This window comes from thiotrophic endosymbiont of Bathymodiolus puteoserpentis (Logatchev) (assembly GCF_900127505.1).
GTDB lineage: Bacteria > Pseudomonadota > Gammaproteobacteria > PS1 > Pseudothioglobaceae > Thiodubiliella.
In genome coordinates, this window is sequence record NZ_UEXF01000058.1 from 23,594 (window position 1) to 41,441 (window position 17,848).

The following is a 17,848-nucleotide window of genomic DNA, read 5'->3' on the forward strand; positions in this document are numbered from 1 at the left end:
TTATTTTAGTTTGTAACAACTATGAAAATATACTTGGTTGGTGGTGCTGTGCGAGACCAATTATTGGGCATTGCTGATGAAAAAACCGAAAAAGATTGGGTGGTAGTTGACTCGTCTCCCGATGAAATGTTGGACTTGGGTTATCGCCAAGTGGGGCAATCCTTTCCTGTATTTCTACACCCTGGCACACAAGAGGAATATGCACTTGCTAGAGTTGAGCGAAAAATTAGCAAAGGTTATAAAGGTTTTGAATTTGATACTTCTAAAACTGTCACCCTTGAGCAAGATTTATCTCGTCGAGATTTAACCATTAATGCCATTGCTCAAACAAAAGATGGTGATTTGGTTGACCTATTCAATGGACAAGAAGATTTAGACAATGGTTTACTTAGACATGTATCTGATGCGTTTAGCGAAGACCCTGTGCGTGTGTTGCGTGTTGCTCGTTTTGCCGCACGGTTTAAAAAATTTGGCTTTAAAGTGGCGCATGCAACGCATCAGTTAATGAAACAAATGGTGAGCTCTGGTGAGGTGGATGCGCTCACCCCTGAGCGAGTTTTTAAAGAATTAGAAAAATCCCTATCTTACGAAACGCCATCAGCATTTTTTAAAGTGTTGTTGGCTTGTGGTGCTTATGACAGAGTTTTTGCTACGCTTAAATCTCGTGATAAACAAAGTCACGAAAACCCATTTGAGATTTTAGATAATTTAGCAACTGATGCGATGCATATCAAGTTTGCCATATGGCTAAAAGATGAAAAGACAGAGGCAATCACTGAGTTATGCAATAATATCAAGTGTCCAAAAAAATACGAACAGCTGGCAAAACTGGTGCATAAAACTTATCAGTTTGCCACAAGCTTTGATAACCAATCTAGCAATGAAGTGTTTAACTTTTTTACCAAAACTGATGCGCTTAGGCGACAAGATCGATTTGCAGAATTACTGGCAACTTTTGAGTTATTGGGTATTGATGTTAGTCGTATTATTGAACTCAGAGGCTTGCTAAATATGATTGATATCTCTCAGTTGAATAAAGAGAATATTGGCGCTGAGATTCAAATAGAGAAACAACGCGTTATTGAGTCATTTCTCAACGCGACATAGCGAATCAAATTCGCAATATTGACAAGCGGTTTTATTTGGCAAAACTTGTGTCTTGCCCTGTTGAAAATCTTGACTGGCAGTGTTTAGTATTTCCCCCCAAATGATAACTTGCTCATCCCATTCTTTGCAGGAATTTCTAGCAGATTGCTTGGGTAATGAATCTTTGTTTTTTGATAAGCCTTTAATGCTAACTTTATTGGCGTTTAGTTGAATGAATGCTGCGCCTTGGGCGGCATTACTGATAGCGTAGATAGGCAGTTGTGGCTCTTTGATTGCTTCGCCACACCAGTTACTAATAGAAGGGTTTCCAATTTTATAATCAAAAATAATCTTATTACCCCCTTTTGTCTCATCAAGTCTATCTAGACGGGTGTTGAATTTAAGTCCAGCAATATTAACATTAACACTTTGTTCGGTTGATAATACGGTGAACGGATGCCTTTGTTTTTCGATTTCAATAAACTGATGAATAATTTTCGAGATTCTTATTTTTTCGTTTTCTTTAAAGCCAGTATCATTGTAATATTTGATTGCCGTGTTTATTTTTTCTTTAATTAACACATCTAATTTATCTTTACTGAGCGATAACAGTTTATCTTGCGAGGTAATTTCTTGATAAAAGTATTGTAAGGTGGTGTGAATAATATTGCCTTGCTCCATTCTGTTTAGACCAATATGCGGGTCATTAAATGATTGAATGTTTAATCGGCGTGCAAAGCCACTAAAGGCACATGCCATTTGATTCTTCAAGATACTTACACCGCCACGCACTTGTGCGTGTTTCAATGGATTGGCTTTTGCATCATCCACAGTTTCCAATACTATGTTTTGATAGTCATGTGTGAGTATTGGTGTTTCATGATTAAATGTTAACAGAGGGGACGGTCGCTGTTCGCTACTCAAGTGTACTTTGGCGTAGGAGAAAATAACCTCAGTAGACAGATTAACAAGGTTATTGAGCGTGTCTTGTGCATCTTTAGCAATTAATTCAAAACTTGTTCGTGGAATTTGGTGTGTTACAGCAATATCACTAGGAATAAAACGCGGCACATTGAGCGTGGCAGGTAAAAATTCATCCGTCATCCCCAGTACCCAAGCGGCATCAAAGTACAAGCCTTCTGCTTCTAAACTGCCTAATATTTGAATTGGGGTTTTGGCAGATTGTGCTTGAAAAACAACTTGTGAGAGCCAATCTTTCAAATCCTTAATGGCATGAGCGGCACCAACTTGAGTATTTATTTGTGCCAGTTGATTAAGTCCAGAAGAGGCACTTTGATATTTGTTGAATAATTGATATTCGGTGCTGGATAATGTTCTATCAGTAGCGAAACCCCAAATTTGTAAGTAGGTATTAAAATCTAATAACCACGCATCATGTGTTTGTTGTCTTTTTGTTGATTGTGCTATTGTTGCTTCAAGCAATGTTTTTATCTGCGGTGTGTTATTTAGGTGTTTTTCTAAATGGGAAAATTTAAAATGTGTTTTTGAAAAATCTAAGGTGCGGTTAACTAATAAAGCACGAGCTGATCGTTCTTTTTGTGCGTGGGCAATATAAGGCGAAGTGATAACAGTGTTAAAAGTTTCAGTCTTGATGCGATTACTTTTCAATTGCTGACAGAGTTCCAATAGTGTCAGAATATGGCGAATCAACGGATATTCAGTTAATGGAAAACCCAGGGAAATATTATAAGATTTTTGCCCAGTTTCCATTAGTGTATTGGCAAATACTCGGTCAAAAACAGATTGAATTTGATAATGGTCATTGTTCAATGTTGGACAAATAATGGCAATGTGTTTATTTGGATATTGCGCATTCAAATCCTTTGCCCAATGGGCAGCAGATAAGAGTTCATCTTGGGTAGTTTGAAAAACTTGATGGTTGCTTTGTGTGTTTTTTTGTTCAGATTTAAGCACTTGATAGCCAGTCTTATCAAGTAATAACGATTGCACGGGTGTGAGTGTTTTAAAGCCATAAATATAAGGTTTTGCTAGATTGGTATTATGTGCAATAATTAACGCAGATAAGTCGTTGGTATCCAATAAGTTGTGGGCTGATTTGGTCTTTTGATAATCCTTCAGCCAAGTGGCAAACAGCTTGTAATTTTCAACACCTAATTTTGATAATTGCATGTAATCAATGAGATGGGCATCACAATAATTGTTATTTTTTATGACTTCATCTAGTAAGCGATTATCAACTTTTTGCCCTGATTTTTGTATTGATTGCTTAATTAATGTGCGAGATTCAATATTTGAAATTAAGCGTTTTTTTGTATTGGCTTCAAGCGATTGCCAAGTTTCTTGTAAGTATTGGCACCAAGATAGGATTTTTGGTAGAGCAGAATTGCCTTTTTGCACACCCCAAGTTTTTTTAAACGCTAACACTTGGCGATTGTTTGCCAAGATAACAATATCACCCTTAGTAACTTTTGTTGTATTTGTGTTAAGCCACATTAGAAGTAAAGGATGCAGCAGAATGCGTTAGGTTTACACTTTTCAATGAAATCTTAAAAAGAATATTTTTTATTTCTGAATTATGATACATACCCAAAAAATGTATTAAGTCTTGAGCCTAACGCCTCTAAGCCTTGTTTTTTTAAACTGGAAAATAATTGCACATCAACATAAGGATATTGTTCAACTTCGCGTTTGACTTTAAGCAATGAATTCTTGGCAGCGCCTTTTTTGAGTTTGTCAGATTTGGTTAGGATGATTTGTGTGGGTAAGTTTGCACCAACACACCAATCCAACATCATTTGATCAAACTTTGTTAGTGGACGACGCGCATCCATCACTAACACTGCACCTACTAAGCATTGGCGTTGTGCAAAATATTCACCCATATCTTTTTGCCATTGTTGTTTGATATGCTCAGGTACTTTAGCATAACCATAGCCAGGTAGGTCTACCAAACGATGATTTTCGTCCAATTCAAAAAATACCAAATGCTGCGTTCTGCCGGGTGTACGAGATACTTTTGCTAATTTTTTTTGCAAAGTAATGGTGTTGATAGCGCTTGATTTTCCAGCGTTAGAGCGTCCAGCAAAAACCACTTCATAGCCTTGGTCTTCTGGGCACCCTTTGAGTGATGGACAAGAGAGTAAAAATTTTGCTTGATGATAAATATTGCTCATTTAGTTTAGAAAAGGTATAATTCCGCCTGATGGTGATAAAGTTACCATTATATATTTTAAAAATTTAAGGAGCACAGTATGTTTTCAACAGGAAAAAAAGTTTTAGTAATAGCGGCTACAGTAATATCAATGAGTTCTTTGGTTCAAGCAGATGGCAAGGCAGCTTATGCTGCTGGTGGCTGTGCTGCGTGTCATGGTGCTAATGGTAAATCAGCAATTCCAATTTACCCTCACCTTGCTGGACAACAGGCATCCTATATTGTTAAACAATTGAAAGATTTTCAATCTGGTGCACGCAAAGACCCAACAATGAGTTCAATGGCAGCATTAGCTAAAGGTAAAGAGCAAGAAATTGCTGATTGGTTAGCTAAGCAGTAAAACTGGCATATGCCACTTCAATATAGAATATAAGCATTAAATTCTATATTATGATGAGCCGATATTAGCCCTATTTATTTAGGTATAATATCGGCTTATTTTTTTGCAAAAAAAAGGAAAATCTCATGAACAAATTAGCGCTAATTTTTACCGTTGTATTGGCTTTAATCTCAACATATACTTTTGCTGCAGGCGATGCAACAAAAGGCCAAACTAAAGCAGTAAGTTGTGTGGGTTGTCATGGTGTAGATGGTAATTCATTAGCACCTACTTTTCCAAAGTTGTCCGGACAAAACGAAGGCTACTTGTTAAAACAACTTAAAGACTTTAAATCAGGTGCTCGTATTGATAGCATAATGGCGACTTTAGTTACACCATTAACAGATGCAGATATGGCTGATTTAGCGGCATATTACGCTATTCAAAAAGTTTCTAAAGGTGTGGTTATGCAAGGTGCTAATCTAGCACTTGGTCAAAAAATCTATCGTGGTGGCAAGAAAGCAACAGATGTGACCGCTTGTATTGCGTGTCATGGGCCAGCAGGTAAAGGCATCCCATCAGCAGGTTTCCCAGCATTAGCATCACAGCATTCAATGTATACTGTTAAGCAGCTTAAAGCTTTCCGCCAGCATTCAATCAATGCACAAACGGGTGCAGTTGAGCCTAGTAGAACTAACGATTATGAAGGCATGATGATTAACTTTACTAAGAGTCTGACTAACGCAGAGATTGACGCGGTTTCCGCTTATATTTCTGGTTTGTAAAACTTAAATATTGCCGCAAAAGGCAGTATTTACTGCCTTTTTTATTGTCTATTAAAATGCTATCCTGTCGGGTATAATTTACTCCTTTTTAAGTATAGAATCGGATTTACAAGCAATGAAAACTTCACTAGAAAAATTAGAGGGTCTAAAAAGAGCATTAACAGTTGAGCTATCTATTGATATCTTTAAACAAAAAACAGACCAAGTTCTTAGAGGCATGGCATCTAAAGTAAGCGTTGATGGGTTTAGAAAGGGTAAGGTTCCTTTATCTATTATGCGCAAACAGTTTGGTGGTCAGGCTAGCTCAGATGCAGTCAATGAAATTGTCAATGATACTTTGACCGAAGCCTTGGCAGATGCAAAAGTAACACCTGCTTCACGACCAGCGATTACTAAGATTGATACAGAGAATAAGGATACTTTTTCTTACACGGTGACATTCGAAGTTTTTCCAGAAATTAAAGTCGCTGATTTTTCTAAATTAAAAATTGTACAAACAGAAGTTAAAATTACCAAGGCAGATGAAGAAAAAACTTTGAAAGGTTTGAGCGAGCAGGCAACTGAGTATAAATCAGTTAAACGCAAGTCTAAAGAGGGCGACCAAGTTACCATTGATTTTAAAGGCATGCTTGATGGCGAAGTATTTGAAGGTGGTGTTGCTAGTGATTTCAAAATGGTATTGGGCAAAGGCTCAATGATTGCTGGTTTTGAAGATGGGCTTTTGGATGTTGCCGCTGAAAAGTCAGTAACTTTGAATTTAACTTTCCCAAAAGAATACCATGCGCCTCAACTGGCAGGCAAAGATGTCGTTTTTGAAGTTGAAATAAAAGAAGTAGCCGCCCCTCAATCACCAAAATTAGATGATGAGTTTGCAAAGAGATTCGGTGAAAAAGATATAGATGACTTGAAAAAGAGCATGAAAGCGCAAATGCAAGTTGAACTTGATAATCGTTTGAACAATCAAAATAAAGACGATTTATTTGGTGCATTATTAGAGGCGAATGACTTTGAAGTGCCACAAGAAAGTATTAACAATGAAGCGCAAAGTTTAAAACAAGAAATGGAACAGCGTTTACAACAACAAGGTATGCCTTCTCAAGGCAATATGCCTGCTTCTGCTTTTAATCCTGAAGCGCAGCGTCGTGTTAAGTTAGGTCTATTGGTTGATCAAATTTCTAGTGATAATAAATTCAACGCTAGTAAAGAACAAATTGATACAAAACTTAATGAAATGGCAACAGCTTATAGCGGTGAAGCTCAACAGATGTTAGATTACTATAATGCTGAGCCTTCTAGATTGGCAACAATTGAGTTGATGGTGGTGGAACAAATGGTACAAGATTTGATTTTAGAAAGTGCCAAAGTTACCATTCAGAAAAAGACATTCGAAGAAGTGACACAACAATAATGATAGAAAATCTAAATCAAATACCAATGGTCATTGAGCAATCTGCTCGGGGCGAGCGCGCTTATGATATTTATTCGCGTCTTTTAAAAGAGCGTGTTATTTTTATGGTGGGTCCAGTTGAAGATTATATGGCTAATGTCATTGTTGCACAAATGCTGTTTTTAGAATCTGAAAATCCTGATAAAGACATTCACTTATATATCAATTCCCCAGGTGGTTCAGTTTCTGCAGGTTTGGCAATTTATGATACTATGCAGTTTATTAAGCCTGATATTTCAACATTGTGTATTGGTCAAGCGGCAAGTATGGGTGCTTTGTTATTGACTGCTGGTGCTAAGGATAAGCGTTATGCATTGCCAAATGCCAGATGTATGATTCATCAGCCATTGGGTGGTTTTTCTGGTCAGGCAAGCGATATTGATATTCACGCACAAGAAATTCTTAAAGTTAGGGAAAAACTTAATGCTATTCTTGAATCACACACAGGTCAATCTCTTAAAGCCATTCAAAAAGATACCGATAGAGATAACTTTATGTCGGCTGATGAAGCGGCTAAATATGGTTTGATTGATAAAGTGTTAAAACAGCGTAACAATTAGATTTATTATGGCAGAAAATCCAGAAGTACTCCACTGTTCATTTTGCGGCAAAGCAAAATCTGAAGTCGGCCGCCTTATTGCAGGTCCTGGCGTCTATATCTGCAACGAGTGTATTGAATCGTGCTATGGTTTGCTTGAAGAACAAGCACTAGAAGAAATTGACGATACTTATCAAGATTGGGACTACACACCCAAGCAATTGCGTGATTTTTTAAACGAGTATGTGATTGGTCAGGAGCATGCAAAGAAAGTTTTATCAGTTGCTGTTTACAACCACTACAAGCGTTTGCAGAGTGGCTACATCTCAAATAATGTAGAATTGGATAAATCCAATATTCTAATGATTGGACCAACAGGTTCAGGCAAAACATTATTAGCACAAACATTGGCACGACTTTTGGATGTGCCATTTACCGTGGCAGATGCAACGACTTTGACTGAAGCAGGTTATGTGGGTGATGATGTTGAGAATGTGATTAAGAGTTTGTTGTCAAAATGTGATTTTGATGCGCAGCGTGCTGAGCATGGTATTATTTTTATTGATGAAATTGATAAAATCTCTAGGCGTTCAGATTCCCCTTCAATTACTCGCGATGTTTCTGGCGAAGGTGTGCAACAAGCAATGTTGAAGTTGATTGAAGGCACTATAGCATCAGTGCCACCACAAGGGGGTCGTAAACACCCAAATCAAGAAACCATTGATGTAGATACTTCAAAGATTTTATTTATTTGTGGTGGTGCTTTTGATGGTTTGGATAAAGTTATTGGTAGGCGTGTAGAAAAAGCCACAGGTATTGGTTTTTCTGCAGATGTTAAAGATTTAAGCGAAGAGAAAAATTTAACAGAATTATTCAACCTTATTGAGCCAGAAGACTTGATTGGATATGGTTTAATCCCAGAATTAGTTGGCCGTCTTCCGGTGCAAACAGCACTTAGTGAGTTAGATGAAGATGCGCTTATTCAAATTTTAACCAAGCCAAAAAATTCAGTGGTTAAACAATTTCAAGAAATTTTTGCGATGGAAGGTGTTAAATTAAGTTTTAGAAAACCAGCCTTGTCGGCGATTGCTAAGTTAGCCATTAAGCGTAAAACTGGTGCCAGAGGATTGCGCTCTATTTTGGAAGATATGTTATTAGATACAATGTTTGAACTGCCATCACTCAGCGATATAAAAGAAGTTGTAATTGATAAGGCCGTAGTTGAGAAGAAGAAATCGCCATTGATGGTGTATAAAATAGCCAAGAAACAAAAAACCATTAACAAAAGTAAAAAAGCCTCTTAGTTACCATGAAAGCTCTTGGAATTATTTGACCGTCAAAAAAATGCAGTTGGACAAGGCGAGCGAACACTGTTAGTCTATATAGAACTCCCCACTAATCGACATATCCAAAACGGCTCAGATGAGTTTGATGAATTGGCAAAATCCTCTGGACTGAATGTTGTGCAGAATCTAAAAATCTCTCGCAATAATGTGAATGCCAAATATTTTATTGGTTCGGGTAAAGTAGAAGAAATAGTAGAGCTGGTTAAAGACACGAATTTAGATTTGGTTATTTTTTCCTCAGAGTTGTCACCTTCACAAGAGCGCAATCTTGAGAAACAATTAGAGTGTCAAGTAATGGACCGAACAGGTTTAATTTTGGATATTTTCTCACTTAGGGCGCGCTCATTTGAGGGGAAATTGCAGGTAGAATTGGCACAACTTAGACACCTGTCCACACGATTAGTTAGAGGTTGGACACACCTTGAGCGACAAAAAGGTGGTATTGGTCTTCGAGGTCCAGGTGAAACGCAATTAGAAACGGACAAACGCTTGATTGCCATTCGTATTAAAAATATTAGCAAGCGTTTAGAAAAAGTCCATAAACAACGCGATTTAGGCAGAAAAGCACGCCTTAAAAATGAGTTGCCAATGATTGCTTTGGCGGGCTACACCAATGCTGGTAAATCAACACTGTTTAACACTTTGACGCAGGCAGAAGTATTTGCCGATGATCAATTATTTGCCACGCTTGATGCTACTATTAGGCGGGTGATATTGCCTGCCTCTGGAGAGGCAGTCATTGCCGATACAGTGGGTTTCATTCAAGATCTACCACATGATTTAGTGGCTGCCTTTAAATCAACTTTGGAGGAAACTCGGCGCGCTAATGTGTTACTGCATATTGTTGATGCGGCTGATGAATATAATCTAGAAAAAATTGAACAAGTACAAGATATTATTTTTGATATTGAGGCTAACAAAGTCCCGAGTATTTTGGTAATGAACAAAATTGATTGTTTAACAGATTTCAAACCAAGATTTGATAGGGACAAAGAGGGTAGAATTTTCCGTGTATGGATTTCAGCACAGTCTGGTGATGGTATTGATTTTCTTTATCAAGCATTAGCAGAGCAACTCAGTGGTATGATGACACATGCTAAAATACAACTTGATGTGACCAGTGCCTATATTCGAAGCGAAATTCATAATATTGGATACATCCACAATGAAAAAGTGAATGATTTTGGACAATGGGTACTTGAAATTAATGTCACTCATCACTATCTATCTAAGTTATTAAGTTTAAAAGGTGTAACACTATTATGGGAACAGAAGTCACAGCAGAAGTAATTGATCTTGAGCAGGAATTGGTGCCGTTATTACCTCTACGAGATGTGGTGGTTTTTCCGCATACGGTGATGCCGCTTTTTGTCGGTAGAAAAAGCTCTGTTAATGCAATTACTCAAGCGATGGGTACGAATAAATATATATTCTTAGTTGCACAAAAAGATGAAAAAACTGAGAACCCAAAGAATGAAGACTTGCATAGTGTTGGTACTTTATCGACGATTTTGCAAATGCTTAAATTACCTGATGGCACTATTAAAGTGTTGGTTGAAGGCGTGAAGCGTGCCAAGATTGAAGAATTCTCTAAGGCAGATGATTACACCGAAGTTAAAGTTAGCGAATTTGTACTAGAATCGACTCAAGACACTGAAATTAAAGCAATGATGCGCTTAGCATTAGAAAGCTTTGAATCCTATATCAAGCTTAATAAAAAAATTCCTGAAGAAGTGCTTGGTATGTTGAAAGAAGTGAGTGATGTTGAGCGTTTTAGCGATATTATTATTGCCAACTTATCGCTTAAAACTTCTGAAAAACAAGAACTTTTAAGTGGTATTAATGCACAAACGCGACTGGATAAAATCTTATCAGTGATCCAAGGGGAGATTGATGTTTTAGGCACTGAGAAAAAAATCCAATCACGCGTGCGTAAGCAAATGGAATCCAATCAAAGAGATTATTATTTGAATGAGCAAATGAAATCTATTCAAAAGGAATTGGGTCAGGCAGAAGACGAAGATGAAATTGAAGATTTACAGGCAAGCATTAAAAAAGCAAAAATGCCAAAAGCTGCTAAGGAAAAAGCAGAGTCTGAGCTAAAAAAACTCTCGCGTATGTCATCACAATCTTCCGATGCGTCAATTATCCGTACTTATATTGAAAATTTATGCGATGTACCATGGAAAAAACAAACACATATCAATAAGGATTTAGCGAAAGCACAGCAAATCTTAGATGATGACCATTACGGCTTAAACAAGGTGAAAGAGCGTATTTTAGAGCATCTTGCAGTGCAAACACGCGTTACTCATAATAAGGCTAATATTTTATGCTTAGTAGGCCCCCCAGGTGTAGGCAAAACCTCTCTTGGCGAGTCAATTGCTAAAGCGGTTAATCGTAAGTATGTGCGTATGGCACTTGGCGGTGTCAGAGATGAAGCGGAAATTCGTGGACATAGGCGTACTTATATTGGCGCAATGCCAGGCTCTATTATCCAAAAAATGCAAAAAATTAAGGTTAAAAACCCACTTTTTTTATTAGATGAAATTGAAAAAATGGCATCTGATTATCGGGGTGACCCTTCTTCAGCAATGTTGGAGGTGTTAGACCCTGAGCAAAATCACACCTTTAATGATCATTATTTAGAAGTTGATTACGACCTTTCGCAAGTGATGTTTGTAGCAACAGCCAATTCACTAGACCTGCCACAGCCGTTATTAGACAGAATGGAAATTATTGAATTGGCTGGTTACACCGAAGATGAAAAACTGCAGATTGCTAAGCGTCATTTAATTAAAAAAGCAATGGAAAACAACGGCATTAAGGACAGTGAAATCTCATTCAAGGACTCAGCCATTCTTGACATTATTCGTTACTATACGCGTGAAGCAGGTGTGCGTGGTTTGAGCAGAACTATCAGCACCATTTGTCGTAAAGTGGTCAAAGAAGTAGTATTAAAAAAACGCAAAACCAAAGCTATGATTAGCGATAAAACATTAGAAAAGTATCTTGGTGTACGCAAACATCGCTTTGGCTTAGCAGAAGAAAAAAGTCAAGTTGGTGAAGTGACAGGTTTGGCGTGGACATCAGTAGGCGGTGACTTACTAACGATTGAGGCTGCTGCTTATAAAGGCAAGGGGAAACTTAACTATACGGGTCAACTTGGTGATGTAATGAAGGAATCTATTCAAGCAGCAATGAGTGTTACTCGCACTCGTGCAAAGGCGCTTAAAATTGCTAATGATTTCCAAGAAAAATTAGATATTCACATCCATGTTCCTGATGGTTCTACCCCAAAAGACGGGCCAAGTGCGGGTGCAGCAATGTGCACTGCATTAGTGTCAGTACTAACAGGTCGAAAAGTCAAAGCCGATGTAGCAATGACAGGTGAAATCACCCTTCGGGGAGAAATTACACCAATCGGTGGCTTAAAAGAAAAAATGCTTGCAGCATTGCGTGGCGGTATCAAAACTGTTATTATTCCTAATGATAACGAACGAGAGCTCTCCGAAGTGCCTGAAAAAATCAAAGGCAAACTTAATGTGATTAAAGTTAAGTGGATTGATGAAGTGTTAGATATTGCTTTAGAAAAATAATTTTTTCTTTGTTAAATGATTAAATATTCTTAGAGACTTTTGCATAAATAGGGATGATTGGCAAAAAGTGGGTTTCTGATGATTGTTCCTATTTATGCAAAGGTCTCTCTTAGTTGCATAGTTTATCTATATTCAATCAATCTTTAGCTATTTACTGTAAAAACTTAATTGTGTACCATGCAAGCATTGTCAATACATAGCTATATCTTTCTGTTAAAATCATCACTTCTAATTGTATTGTCAGGAGTTATTTTATGAAGAGTAAGTTAAATTTTGTTATTATTTCAACAGTTCTACTCAATTTATTCGGGTGTGCTGCTCAGGAGACCCATAGGACTATTGTGTCAGAGCGTGTTAATTCTTCTCAACAGAAGTATAACGGTGTTCGTGTAGATATCGCTATTGGCGTTTTTCAAAATCGCTCTGACTATATGCGTGGTTTGTTTTCTTCTAATTCAGACAAATTAGGCAATCAATCAAAAACCATTCTTAAAACACATTTGCAACAAAGTAATTATTTTAATGTAATGGATCGCCAAAATTTAACGGGCAATACACAAGAAGCAAAGCGATTAAACCTTAAGCAAAATATTAAAGGTGCGCGTTATGCTGTAACGGGAAATGTTACCGAGTTTGGTCGTAAAGTAACGGGACAAAAAATGTTGTTTGGCATCTTGGGATCAGCAAAGAAACAAACTGCTTATGCAAAAGTTTCTTTAAATATTGTTGATGTTTTAACTTCTCAAATTGTTTACTCCACACAGGGCGCAGGTGAATACGCATTAAACCACGAGGAAATGCTTGGTTTTGGCAGCACCGCTGGATACGACGCAACATTAAATGGAAAAGTACTTAATTTAGCCATTATGGAGTCGGTTAACAACATGGTTAGCGACATACAGAATGGCACTTGGAAGGTTAACCCGTAATTATGTTTCATAAATATTTAATCGTATTGTCAATTAATGCAGTATTGTTGAGTGGCTGTGTCTCTAACAATAGTTTGTATTATTGGGGTGAATACGAGAGTGTTGTGCGTCAGTCTTATGTTGATCCAGGTTCGATGGATGTGCAGACACAAATTGAAAAATTGAATGTTGATTTGCAGAAAACTGAAGCTAGTGGCAAAAAAATTGCACCAGGTATTTATGCACACTTAGGTGTGCTATATGCCGAACAAGGAAAGCGTGAACAATCTAGGGCTGCATTTTTACAAGAAAAGAGTTTATTTCCAGAATCTAGCATATTAATTGACGGTATGCTTAATCGCGTTAAGGAAAATCAAGGAAACTAATAATGAATAGATTATTTCAAAGAATAAGCTTAGTGGCGATATTTGCTACATTTATCTCTGGTTGTCAAACTGTAGAGCCTTATGACTATACAGCATTCAAGAAAAGTAAGCCCAGGTCAATTGTTATTATTCCTCCAAATAATAATTCTATTGAAGTTAATGCGCCTTATATTTACTTGTCTACATTGACCAGACCGCTAGCAGAAAAAGGTTATTATGTTTTACCTGTTGCGGTAATTGATAGGTTTTTAAAAGAAAATGGTCTTCCAACGCCTGCAGAAATGAACAATATTTCTTTGGATAAGATTGACAAGCATATTGGCGCTGACGCAGTACTATATATTACCATTGAGGAATGGGGTCAGAAGTTCTTAGTGTTTTCTTCTGTGACCGAAATTGCAGCCAGACTTAAGTTGGTTGATGTTAAAACAGGTGTTGTTTTGTGGGAGTCAACCGCTTTTGCTAGTAAGAATTCTGGCGATGGTGGCGGCTCTCTTGCAGGAATGTTAATAAATGCAGTAGTTTCTCAAGTTATGGAATCTTCAATTGACAGATCTCATGAGACAGCAATGCTTGCCAATATTATTGCCATTAATAATAAAGAGCGAGGATTGCTTGATGGACCTTACAAAGTTCCTAAATAGAGCCCTCTAAAAGGGTTTAAAAGTCAATTTCAATATCTAGCTTGCCTTCACCGCCATAGTGCTTTTGTAAGTTAACTGCATTATTGAGTGTAATTTTTTGTATTCTGGCATTATCCGTGTTGACTTGAACGACATATTTTGGATTAGTTGCTCCAACATTTAGTGTTAACAGTATTAAGGTAGTAATGCTTAGTGGTATTTTTTTACCCTCAAGAGTTATATAAAAATATCCTTCAAATAAAAGGTATAAAATTATTCTACACCATTTTTTTGAGTATGGCGTAATAGAAGCCATCAAACTCATAACAGGGTATTTGCTGTTTGCCATGAGTGGTTTCAAGCCCCCAATCAAGCGTGATTTTCTCCTCTATTGCATCATCTGAGTGGTTTTGTAAAAACTGCGCAATTTGCTCTTCATTTTCACTTTTTAGGATGGAGCAAGTGGCATAGAGCAATGTTCCACCTGGCTTAAGCATTGTCCATAAATTATTGAGAATGTCTTTTTGTAAAGTAACCAAGGCGCTAATATCTTTGGGTTTGCGTAGTAATTTGATATCAGGATGACGACGAATAACGCCAGTGGCTGAACAGGGTGCATCAAGTAAAATTTTGTCAAAATGTTGGCCATCCCACCAATCTTGTGTTTGTGCTTTTCCTTGAAAAAGCGTGATATTTTTAATACTAAACCGCTCAATGTTTTCTTGCACGCGTTTAAGTCTATCAGCGTCACTGTCTAATGCAATAATCTTAGATAGGGGTGCTAGCTCACTTAAGTGTGTGGTCTTTCCACCTGGTGCACAGCAGGCATCTAAAATTAAGTCAGTGTTTTTTGGATTTAATAGTGGTGCAGCTAATTGCGCTGAAGCATCTTGTACAAAACATGAGCCTTTATCGAAATTTTGAAGGTGATAAACATTAACGGCTTGATTTAATAGTCGTGCCTGTGGTGCGACTTTAATGTTGGTGGCATCAAGATGTGTGTCAATATTATGCTGTGGATGCAAGCGAAGTGTCATGGGTGCTTGGGTGTTATTTTGGATAAATATTTGCTCAAAATTATCAGGGTAAGTTTGTTTGATTTTTTTTAACAGCCAAGTTGGGTGTGAGTGATGCGTTTGCGTTAAAATTTTATCTTTATCACGCTGGATTTGCCTAAGGATGGCATTGACTAATTTTTTTGCCCAAGGCTTATCAAGCCCATCAGCAATATCAACAGTCTCATAAATACTGGCGTGCTGTGCAATATTAGAATGAAGTATTTGATAAGCACCGAGTAACATTAGACAATGGATGTCTAAGTCTTCTTTTTCAAGTGAATGCTTTAACAACCCAGAAACAATGTCATTGAGTTGATGATAAAAACGAATGGTGCCAAAAACCAAAGACTTTGTTAGTGGACTAACATCTTGCGGATAAGCAAAAGCAGAAAGTGATTTTTTTTCTAAAACAACCCAAATAATCGCCTTTAAAGCGAGTACTCGAGTGCTACTCTCCAAGCGTTTGTTTGATTATTTTCAAGAGTTTAGTGGCAGGTAAGTAACCTGGAATATGCGTGCCATCAGATAGAAAAATAGCGGGTGTACCCTGTACGCCTAGTTGCTGTGATAGTTGCAATTGCTGTGCAACAGGATTAGCGCAGTCGCTTGAGTTAGGTACGATATTCTTGGTTTTGTAGTCATTCATTGCCTTGAGCTTGTCTTTTGCACACCAGATTTTTTCCATTTTTCCTTGTGCTGCCGGGTGTAGCGATGCCAGTGGTGAAGCAAGATATTTTACTGTAATACCCAGTTCATTCATCTTGGGGACCTGTGCGTGGAGTCTTTTACAAAATGGGCAATCAACATCAGTAAATACATGGACACTATATTTTTCATTGTTTGCTGGATAGATAACCTTATCCTTGTCAGCAATGGCATTAATTAAAGATTGTTTGAGTGCATTAACACGAGTGCTAGACTTTAAGGGAGCAAGCGTTTCTAAATTAAGGACATCGCCTTTAATTAAGTATTTTCCGTCAGCTGAAACAAGTATTGAATCAATGGGGTTGTGGAGAATGACTTCATACACGCCGTTAAAGGGTGTTTTCATAATATCTTTGTGTTTAACTTCCCCAAAAAAACGGTTGAGTCCATTTGCGATATCAGCCTTATTGGCAAAAGAAATATTAGTAATTAGGAGTGAAACAACGAATAATAATTTAAACATACAATGGCGGGGTGTGGAAATGATAAAATTATACGCATTTTATAAGAATGGATTGTAATAATAATGAAATTTAAAATTAATAAATTTACCACAGAAGCACAAGTCGTTTTTGATAAGACGCTTAAATTGAACAAGGTGGAATTTGAGGGCGCTAATAAACTAAAAATTGGACTAGGAGAGCAAGCACCTAATGGGAAAATGCTACAAAAGTTGGCAACGACTTTGGCAAATACTGCCAATCAGTTCAATTTAAAAGCGTTGTTTTTACCTGTGCTTATCTCTGTTGAAGCTGATGATTTTGTTTATATTGTCACTCAAGCGATAGCGAATAATGACTATCAAGTGCAAAAAATTGATGCAGAGACGCCTAAGGAAAATGCATTGCAAGGCGTCACCTTTGAGAGTGGTAAGCAAAGTAGTATTGATAAGGCGTTGGCAACTGTCAATGGTATGGCGCTTGCTCGTACATTGGGTGATATGCCTTCTAATATCTGTACACCCACTTATTTAGCACAAACAGCGCAGGAGTTGGCAAAAGAATTTAGGCTTAAATGTGAAGTGCTGGAAGAATCCGATATGTTGGCACTTGGTATGGGTTCGTTGTTGTCGGTTTCCAAGGGTTCAATTGAGCCGCCAAAATTGATTAGCCTAAGTTACCAAGGTAAGGGTAACGCCAAACCGATTGTTTTGGTGGGTAAGGGTGTGACTTTTGATAGTGGTGGTATTTCTCTTAAGCCTGGTGCAGGCATGGATGAAATGAAATACGATATGTGCGGTGCAGCTTCTGTACTTGGGGCGATGCGTGCGGTAGCTGAGATGAAACTTAAAGTTAATTTAACCATTGTGGTGCCAGCGGTTGAGAACATGCCAGCACACAATGCATCAAAACCAGGCGATGTGGTGAAATCAATGTCAGGGCAAACCATTGAAATTCTCAATACCGATGCTGAAGGGCGTTTAATTTTGTGCGATGCACTAACTTACGCGCAAAAATTTGACCCAGCAGTGGTGATTGATGTTGCAACTTTAACAGGGGCGGTAATTATGGCATTAGGCAAGCATCACTCAGGTGTGATGGCGAATGACCAGAGCTTGGCTGATGATTTGATTGAGGCAGGCAAGAGTGCGATAGACACAGCGTGGCAGTTGCCACTTGACGATGAATATGATGAATTACTCCAATCAAATTTTGCCGATATGGGTAATATTGGCGTGTGTGGGGGAGGTAAGGCAGGTAGTGTCATCGCTGCTTGTTTTTTGTCTAGATTTACCAAAGATTATCGTTGGGCACACCTAGATATCGCAGGTACTGCATGGGTAAGTGGCGCCAAAAAAGGTGCAACAGGTAGGCCAGTGCCATTATTAACACAATATATTTTGAATCAAATTTAA

At 37.8% G+C, this 17,848-nt stretch carries 17 protein-coding genes; 12 read left to right on the forward strand and 5 right to left on the reverse strand.

Going from position 1 to position 17,848, the window contains the following annotated elements; translation table 11 throughout:
* The first annotated feature begins 21 nt into the window (after nucleotides 1-21).
* Nucleotides 22-1,107: a tRNA nucleotidyltransferase/poly(A) polymerase-related protein gene (locus BHECKSOX2_RS07485; protein ID WP_139683078.1), complete on the forward strand. Its 1,086-nt coding sequence runs from the start codon at nucleotides 22-24 to the stop codon at nucleotides 1,105-1,107.
* On the opposite strand, the gene BHECKSOX2_RS07490 is transcribed toward BHECKSOX2_RS07485, so the two are convergent.
* Nucleotides 1,087-3,561, reverse strand: a complete 2,475-nt coding sequence (locus tag BHECKSOX2_RS07490; protein ID WP_139683079.1) for a PD-(D/E)XK nuclease family protein — start codon at nucleotides 3,559-3,561, stop codon at nucleotides 1,087-1,089. The two genes, BHECKSOX2_RS07485 and BHECKSOX2_RS07490, sit on opposite strands and share 21 nt — an antisense overlap.
* 80 nt (nucleotides 3,562-3,641) lie before the next feature.
* Nucleotides 3,642-4,241, reverse strand: coding sequence for a ribosome biogenesis GTP-binding protein YihA/YsxC (gene yihA / locus BHECKSOX2_RS07495; RefSeq protein WP_139683080.1), 600 nt, complete (start codon nucleotides 4,239-4,241; stop codon nucleotides 3,642-3,644).
* Between the two features lie 78 nt (nucleotides 4,242-4,319).
* Here yihA and BHECKSOX2_RS07500 point away from each other — a divergent pair, with 78 nt between their 5' ends.
* The 10 genes from BHECKSOX2_RS07500 to BHECKSOX2_RS07545 all read left to right on the forward strand — a co-directional run bounded on the left by BHECKSOX2_RS07500 (nucleotide 4,320) and on the right by BHECKSOX2_RS07545 (nucleotide 14,251).
* Entirely contained in the window at nucleotides 4,320-4,619 is a 300-nt protein-coding gene (locus BHECKSOX2_RS07500; RefSeq protein WP_090715118.1) for a c-type cytochrome, read from the forward strand.
* Nucleotides 4,620-4,744: 125 nt separating this feature from the next.
* The gene (locus tag BHECKSOX2_RS07505) at nucleotides 4,745-5,383 is read left to right on the forward strand and encodes a c-type cytochrome (RefSeq protein ID WP_139683081.1); all 639 of its coding nucleotides are present in this window, start codon (nucleotides 4,745-4,747) and stop codon (nucleotides 5,381-5,383) included.
* A gap of 115 nt (nucleotides 5,384-5,498) precedes the next feature.
* Nucleotides 5,499-6,791: a trigger factor gene (gene tig, locus BHECKSOX2_RS07510; RefSeq protein ID WP_139683082.1), complete on the forward strand. Its 1,293-nt coding sequence runs from the start codon at nucleotides 5,499-5,501 to the stop codon at nucleotides 6,789-6,791.
* Nucleotides 6,788-7,390, forward strand: a complete 603-nt coding sequence (clpP, locus tag BHECKSOX2_RS07515) for an ATP-dependent Clp endopeptidase proteolytic subunit ClpP (RefSeq protein ID WP_090715111.1) — start codon at nucleotides 6,788-6,790, stop codon at nucleotides 7,388-7,390. Before tig ends, clpP begins: the two co-directional genes overlap by 4 nt.
* Before the next feature lie 7 nt (nucleotides 7,391-7,397).
* Nucleotides 7,398-8,672, forward strand: a complete 1,275-nt coding sequence (gene clpX / locus BHECKSOX2_RS07520) for an ATP-dependent Clp protease ATP-binding subunit ClpX (RefSeq protein ID WP_139683083.1) — start codon at nucleotides 7,398-7,400, stop codon at nucleotides 8,670-8,672.
* Nucleotides 8,673-8,687: 15 nt separating this feature from the next.
* Nucleotides 8,688-10,004 (forward strand): ribosome rescue GTPase HflX, encoded by a 1,317-nt coding sequence (hflX, locus tag BHECKSOX2_RS07525; protein ID WP_090715105.1) that lies wholly within the window; start codon nucleotides 8,688-8,690, stop codon nucleotides 10,002-10,004.
* Entirely contained in the window at nucleotides 9,977-12,313 is a 2,337-nt protein-coding gene (gene lon / locus BHECKSOX2_RS07530) for an endopeptidase La (protein WP_139683084.1), read from the forward strand. Before hflX ends, lon begins: the two co-directional genes overlap by 28 nt.
* A 254-nt stretch (nucleotides 12,314-12,567) precedes the next feature.
* On the forward strand, nucleotides 12,568-13,242 hold the full coding sequence (locus BHECKSOX2_RS07535; protein WP_139683085.1) for a CsgG/HfaB family protein: 675 nt from the start codon (nucleotides 12,568-12,570) through the stop codon (nucleotides 13,240-13,242).
* Between the two features lie 2 nt (nucleotides 13,243-13,244).
* A complete protein-coding gene (locus tag BHECKSOX2_RS07540) occupies nucleotides 13,245-13,607 on the forward strand; it encodes a DUF4810 domain-containing protein (protein ID WP_139683086.1) in 363 nt (120 codons plus the stop codon).
* Between the two features lie 2 nt (nucleotides 13,608-13,609).
* Complete coding sequence (locus tag BHECKSOX2_RS07545) at nucleotides 13,610-14,251, forward strand: DUF799 domain-containing protein (protein ID WP_139683087.1); 642 nt, start codon at nucleotides 13,610-13,612, stop codon at nucleotides 14,249-14,251.
* Between the two features lie 16 nt (nucleotides 14,252-14,267).
* Here BHECKSOX2_RS07545 and BHECKSOX2_RS07550 read toward each other — a convergent pair whose 3' ends face one another.
* The 3 genes from BHECKSOX2_RS07550 to BHECKSOX2_RS07560 are packed head-to-tail and all read right to left on the reverse strand — an operon-like array spanning nucleotide 14,268 to nucleotide 16,456.
* Complete coding sequence (locus tag BHECKSOX2_RS07550) at nucleotides 14,268-14,555, reverse strand: hypothetical protein (RefSeq protein WP_218973232.1); 288 nt, start codon at nucleotides 14,553-14,555, stop codon at nucleotides 14,268-14,270.
* Nucleotides 14,509-15,747 (reverse strand): 16S rRNA (cytosine(967)-C(5))-methyltransferase RsmB, encoded by a 1,239-nt coding sequence (gene rsmB / locus BHECKSOX2_RS07555; RefSeq protein ID WP_139683088.1) that lies wholly within the window; start codon nucleotides 15,745-15,747, stop codon nucleotides 14,509-14,511. The genes BHECKSOX2_RS07550 and rsmB overlap by 47 nt, the downstream gene beginning before the upstream one ends.
* On the reverse strand, nucleotides 15,737-16,456 hold the full coding sequence (locus BHECKSOX2_RS07560; RefSeq protein WP_090716688.1) for a DsbC family protein: 720 nt from the start codon (nucleotides 16,454-16,456) through the stop codon (nucleotides 15,737-15,739). The genes rsmB and BHECKSOX2_RS07560 overlap by 11 nt, the downstream gene beginning before the upstream one ends.
* A 63-nt stretch (nucleotides 16,457-16,519) precedes the next feature.
* On the opposite strand from BHECKSOX2_RS07560, the gene BHECKSOX2_RS07565 reads away from it, so the two are divergent.
* Nucleotides 16,520-17,848: a leucyl aminopeptidase gene (locus BHECKSOX2_RS07565; RefSeq protein WP_139683089.1), complete on the forward strand. Its 1,329-nt coding sequence runs from the start codon at nucleotides 16,520-16,522 to the stop codon at nucleotides 17,846-17,848.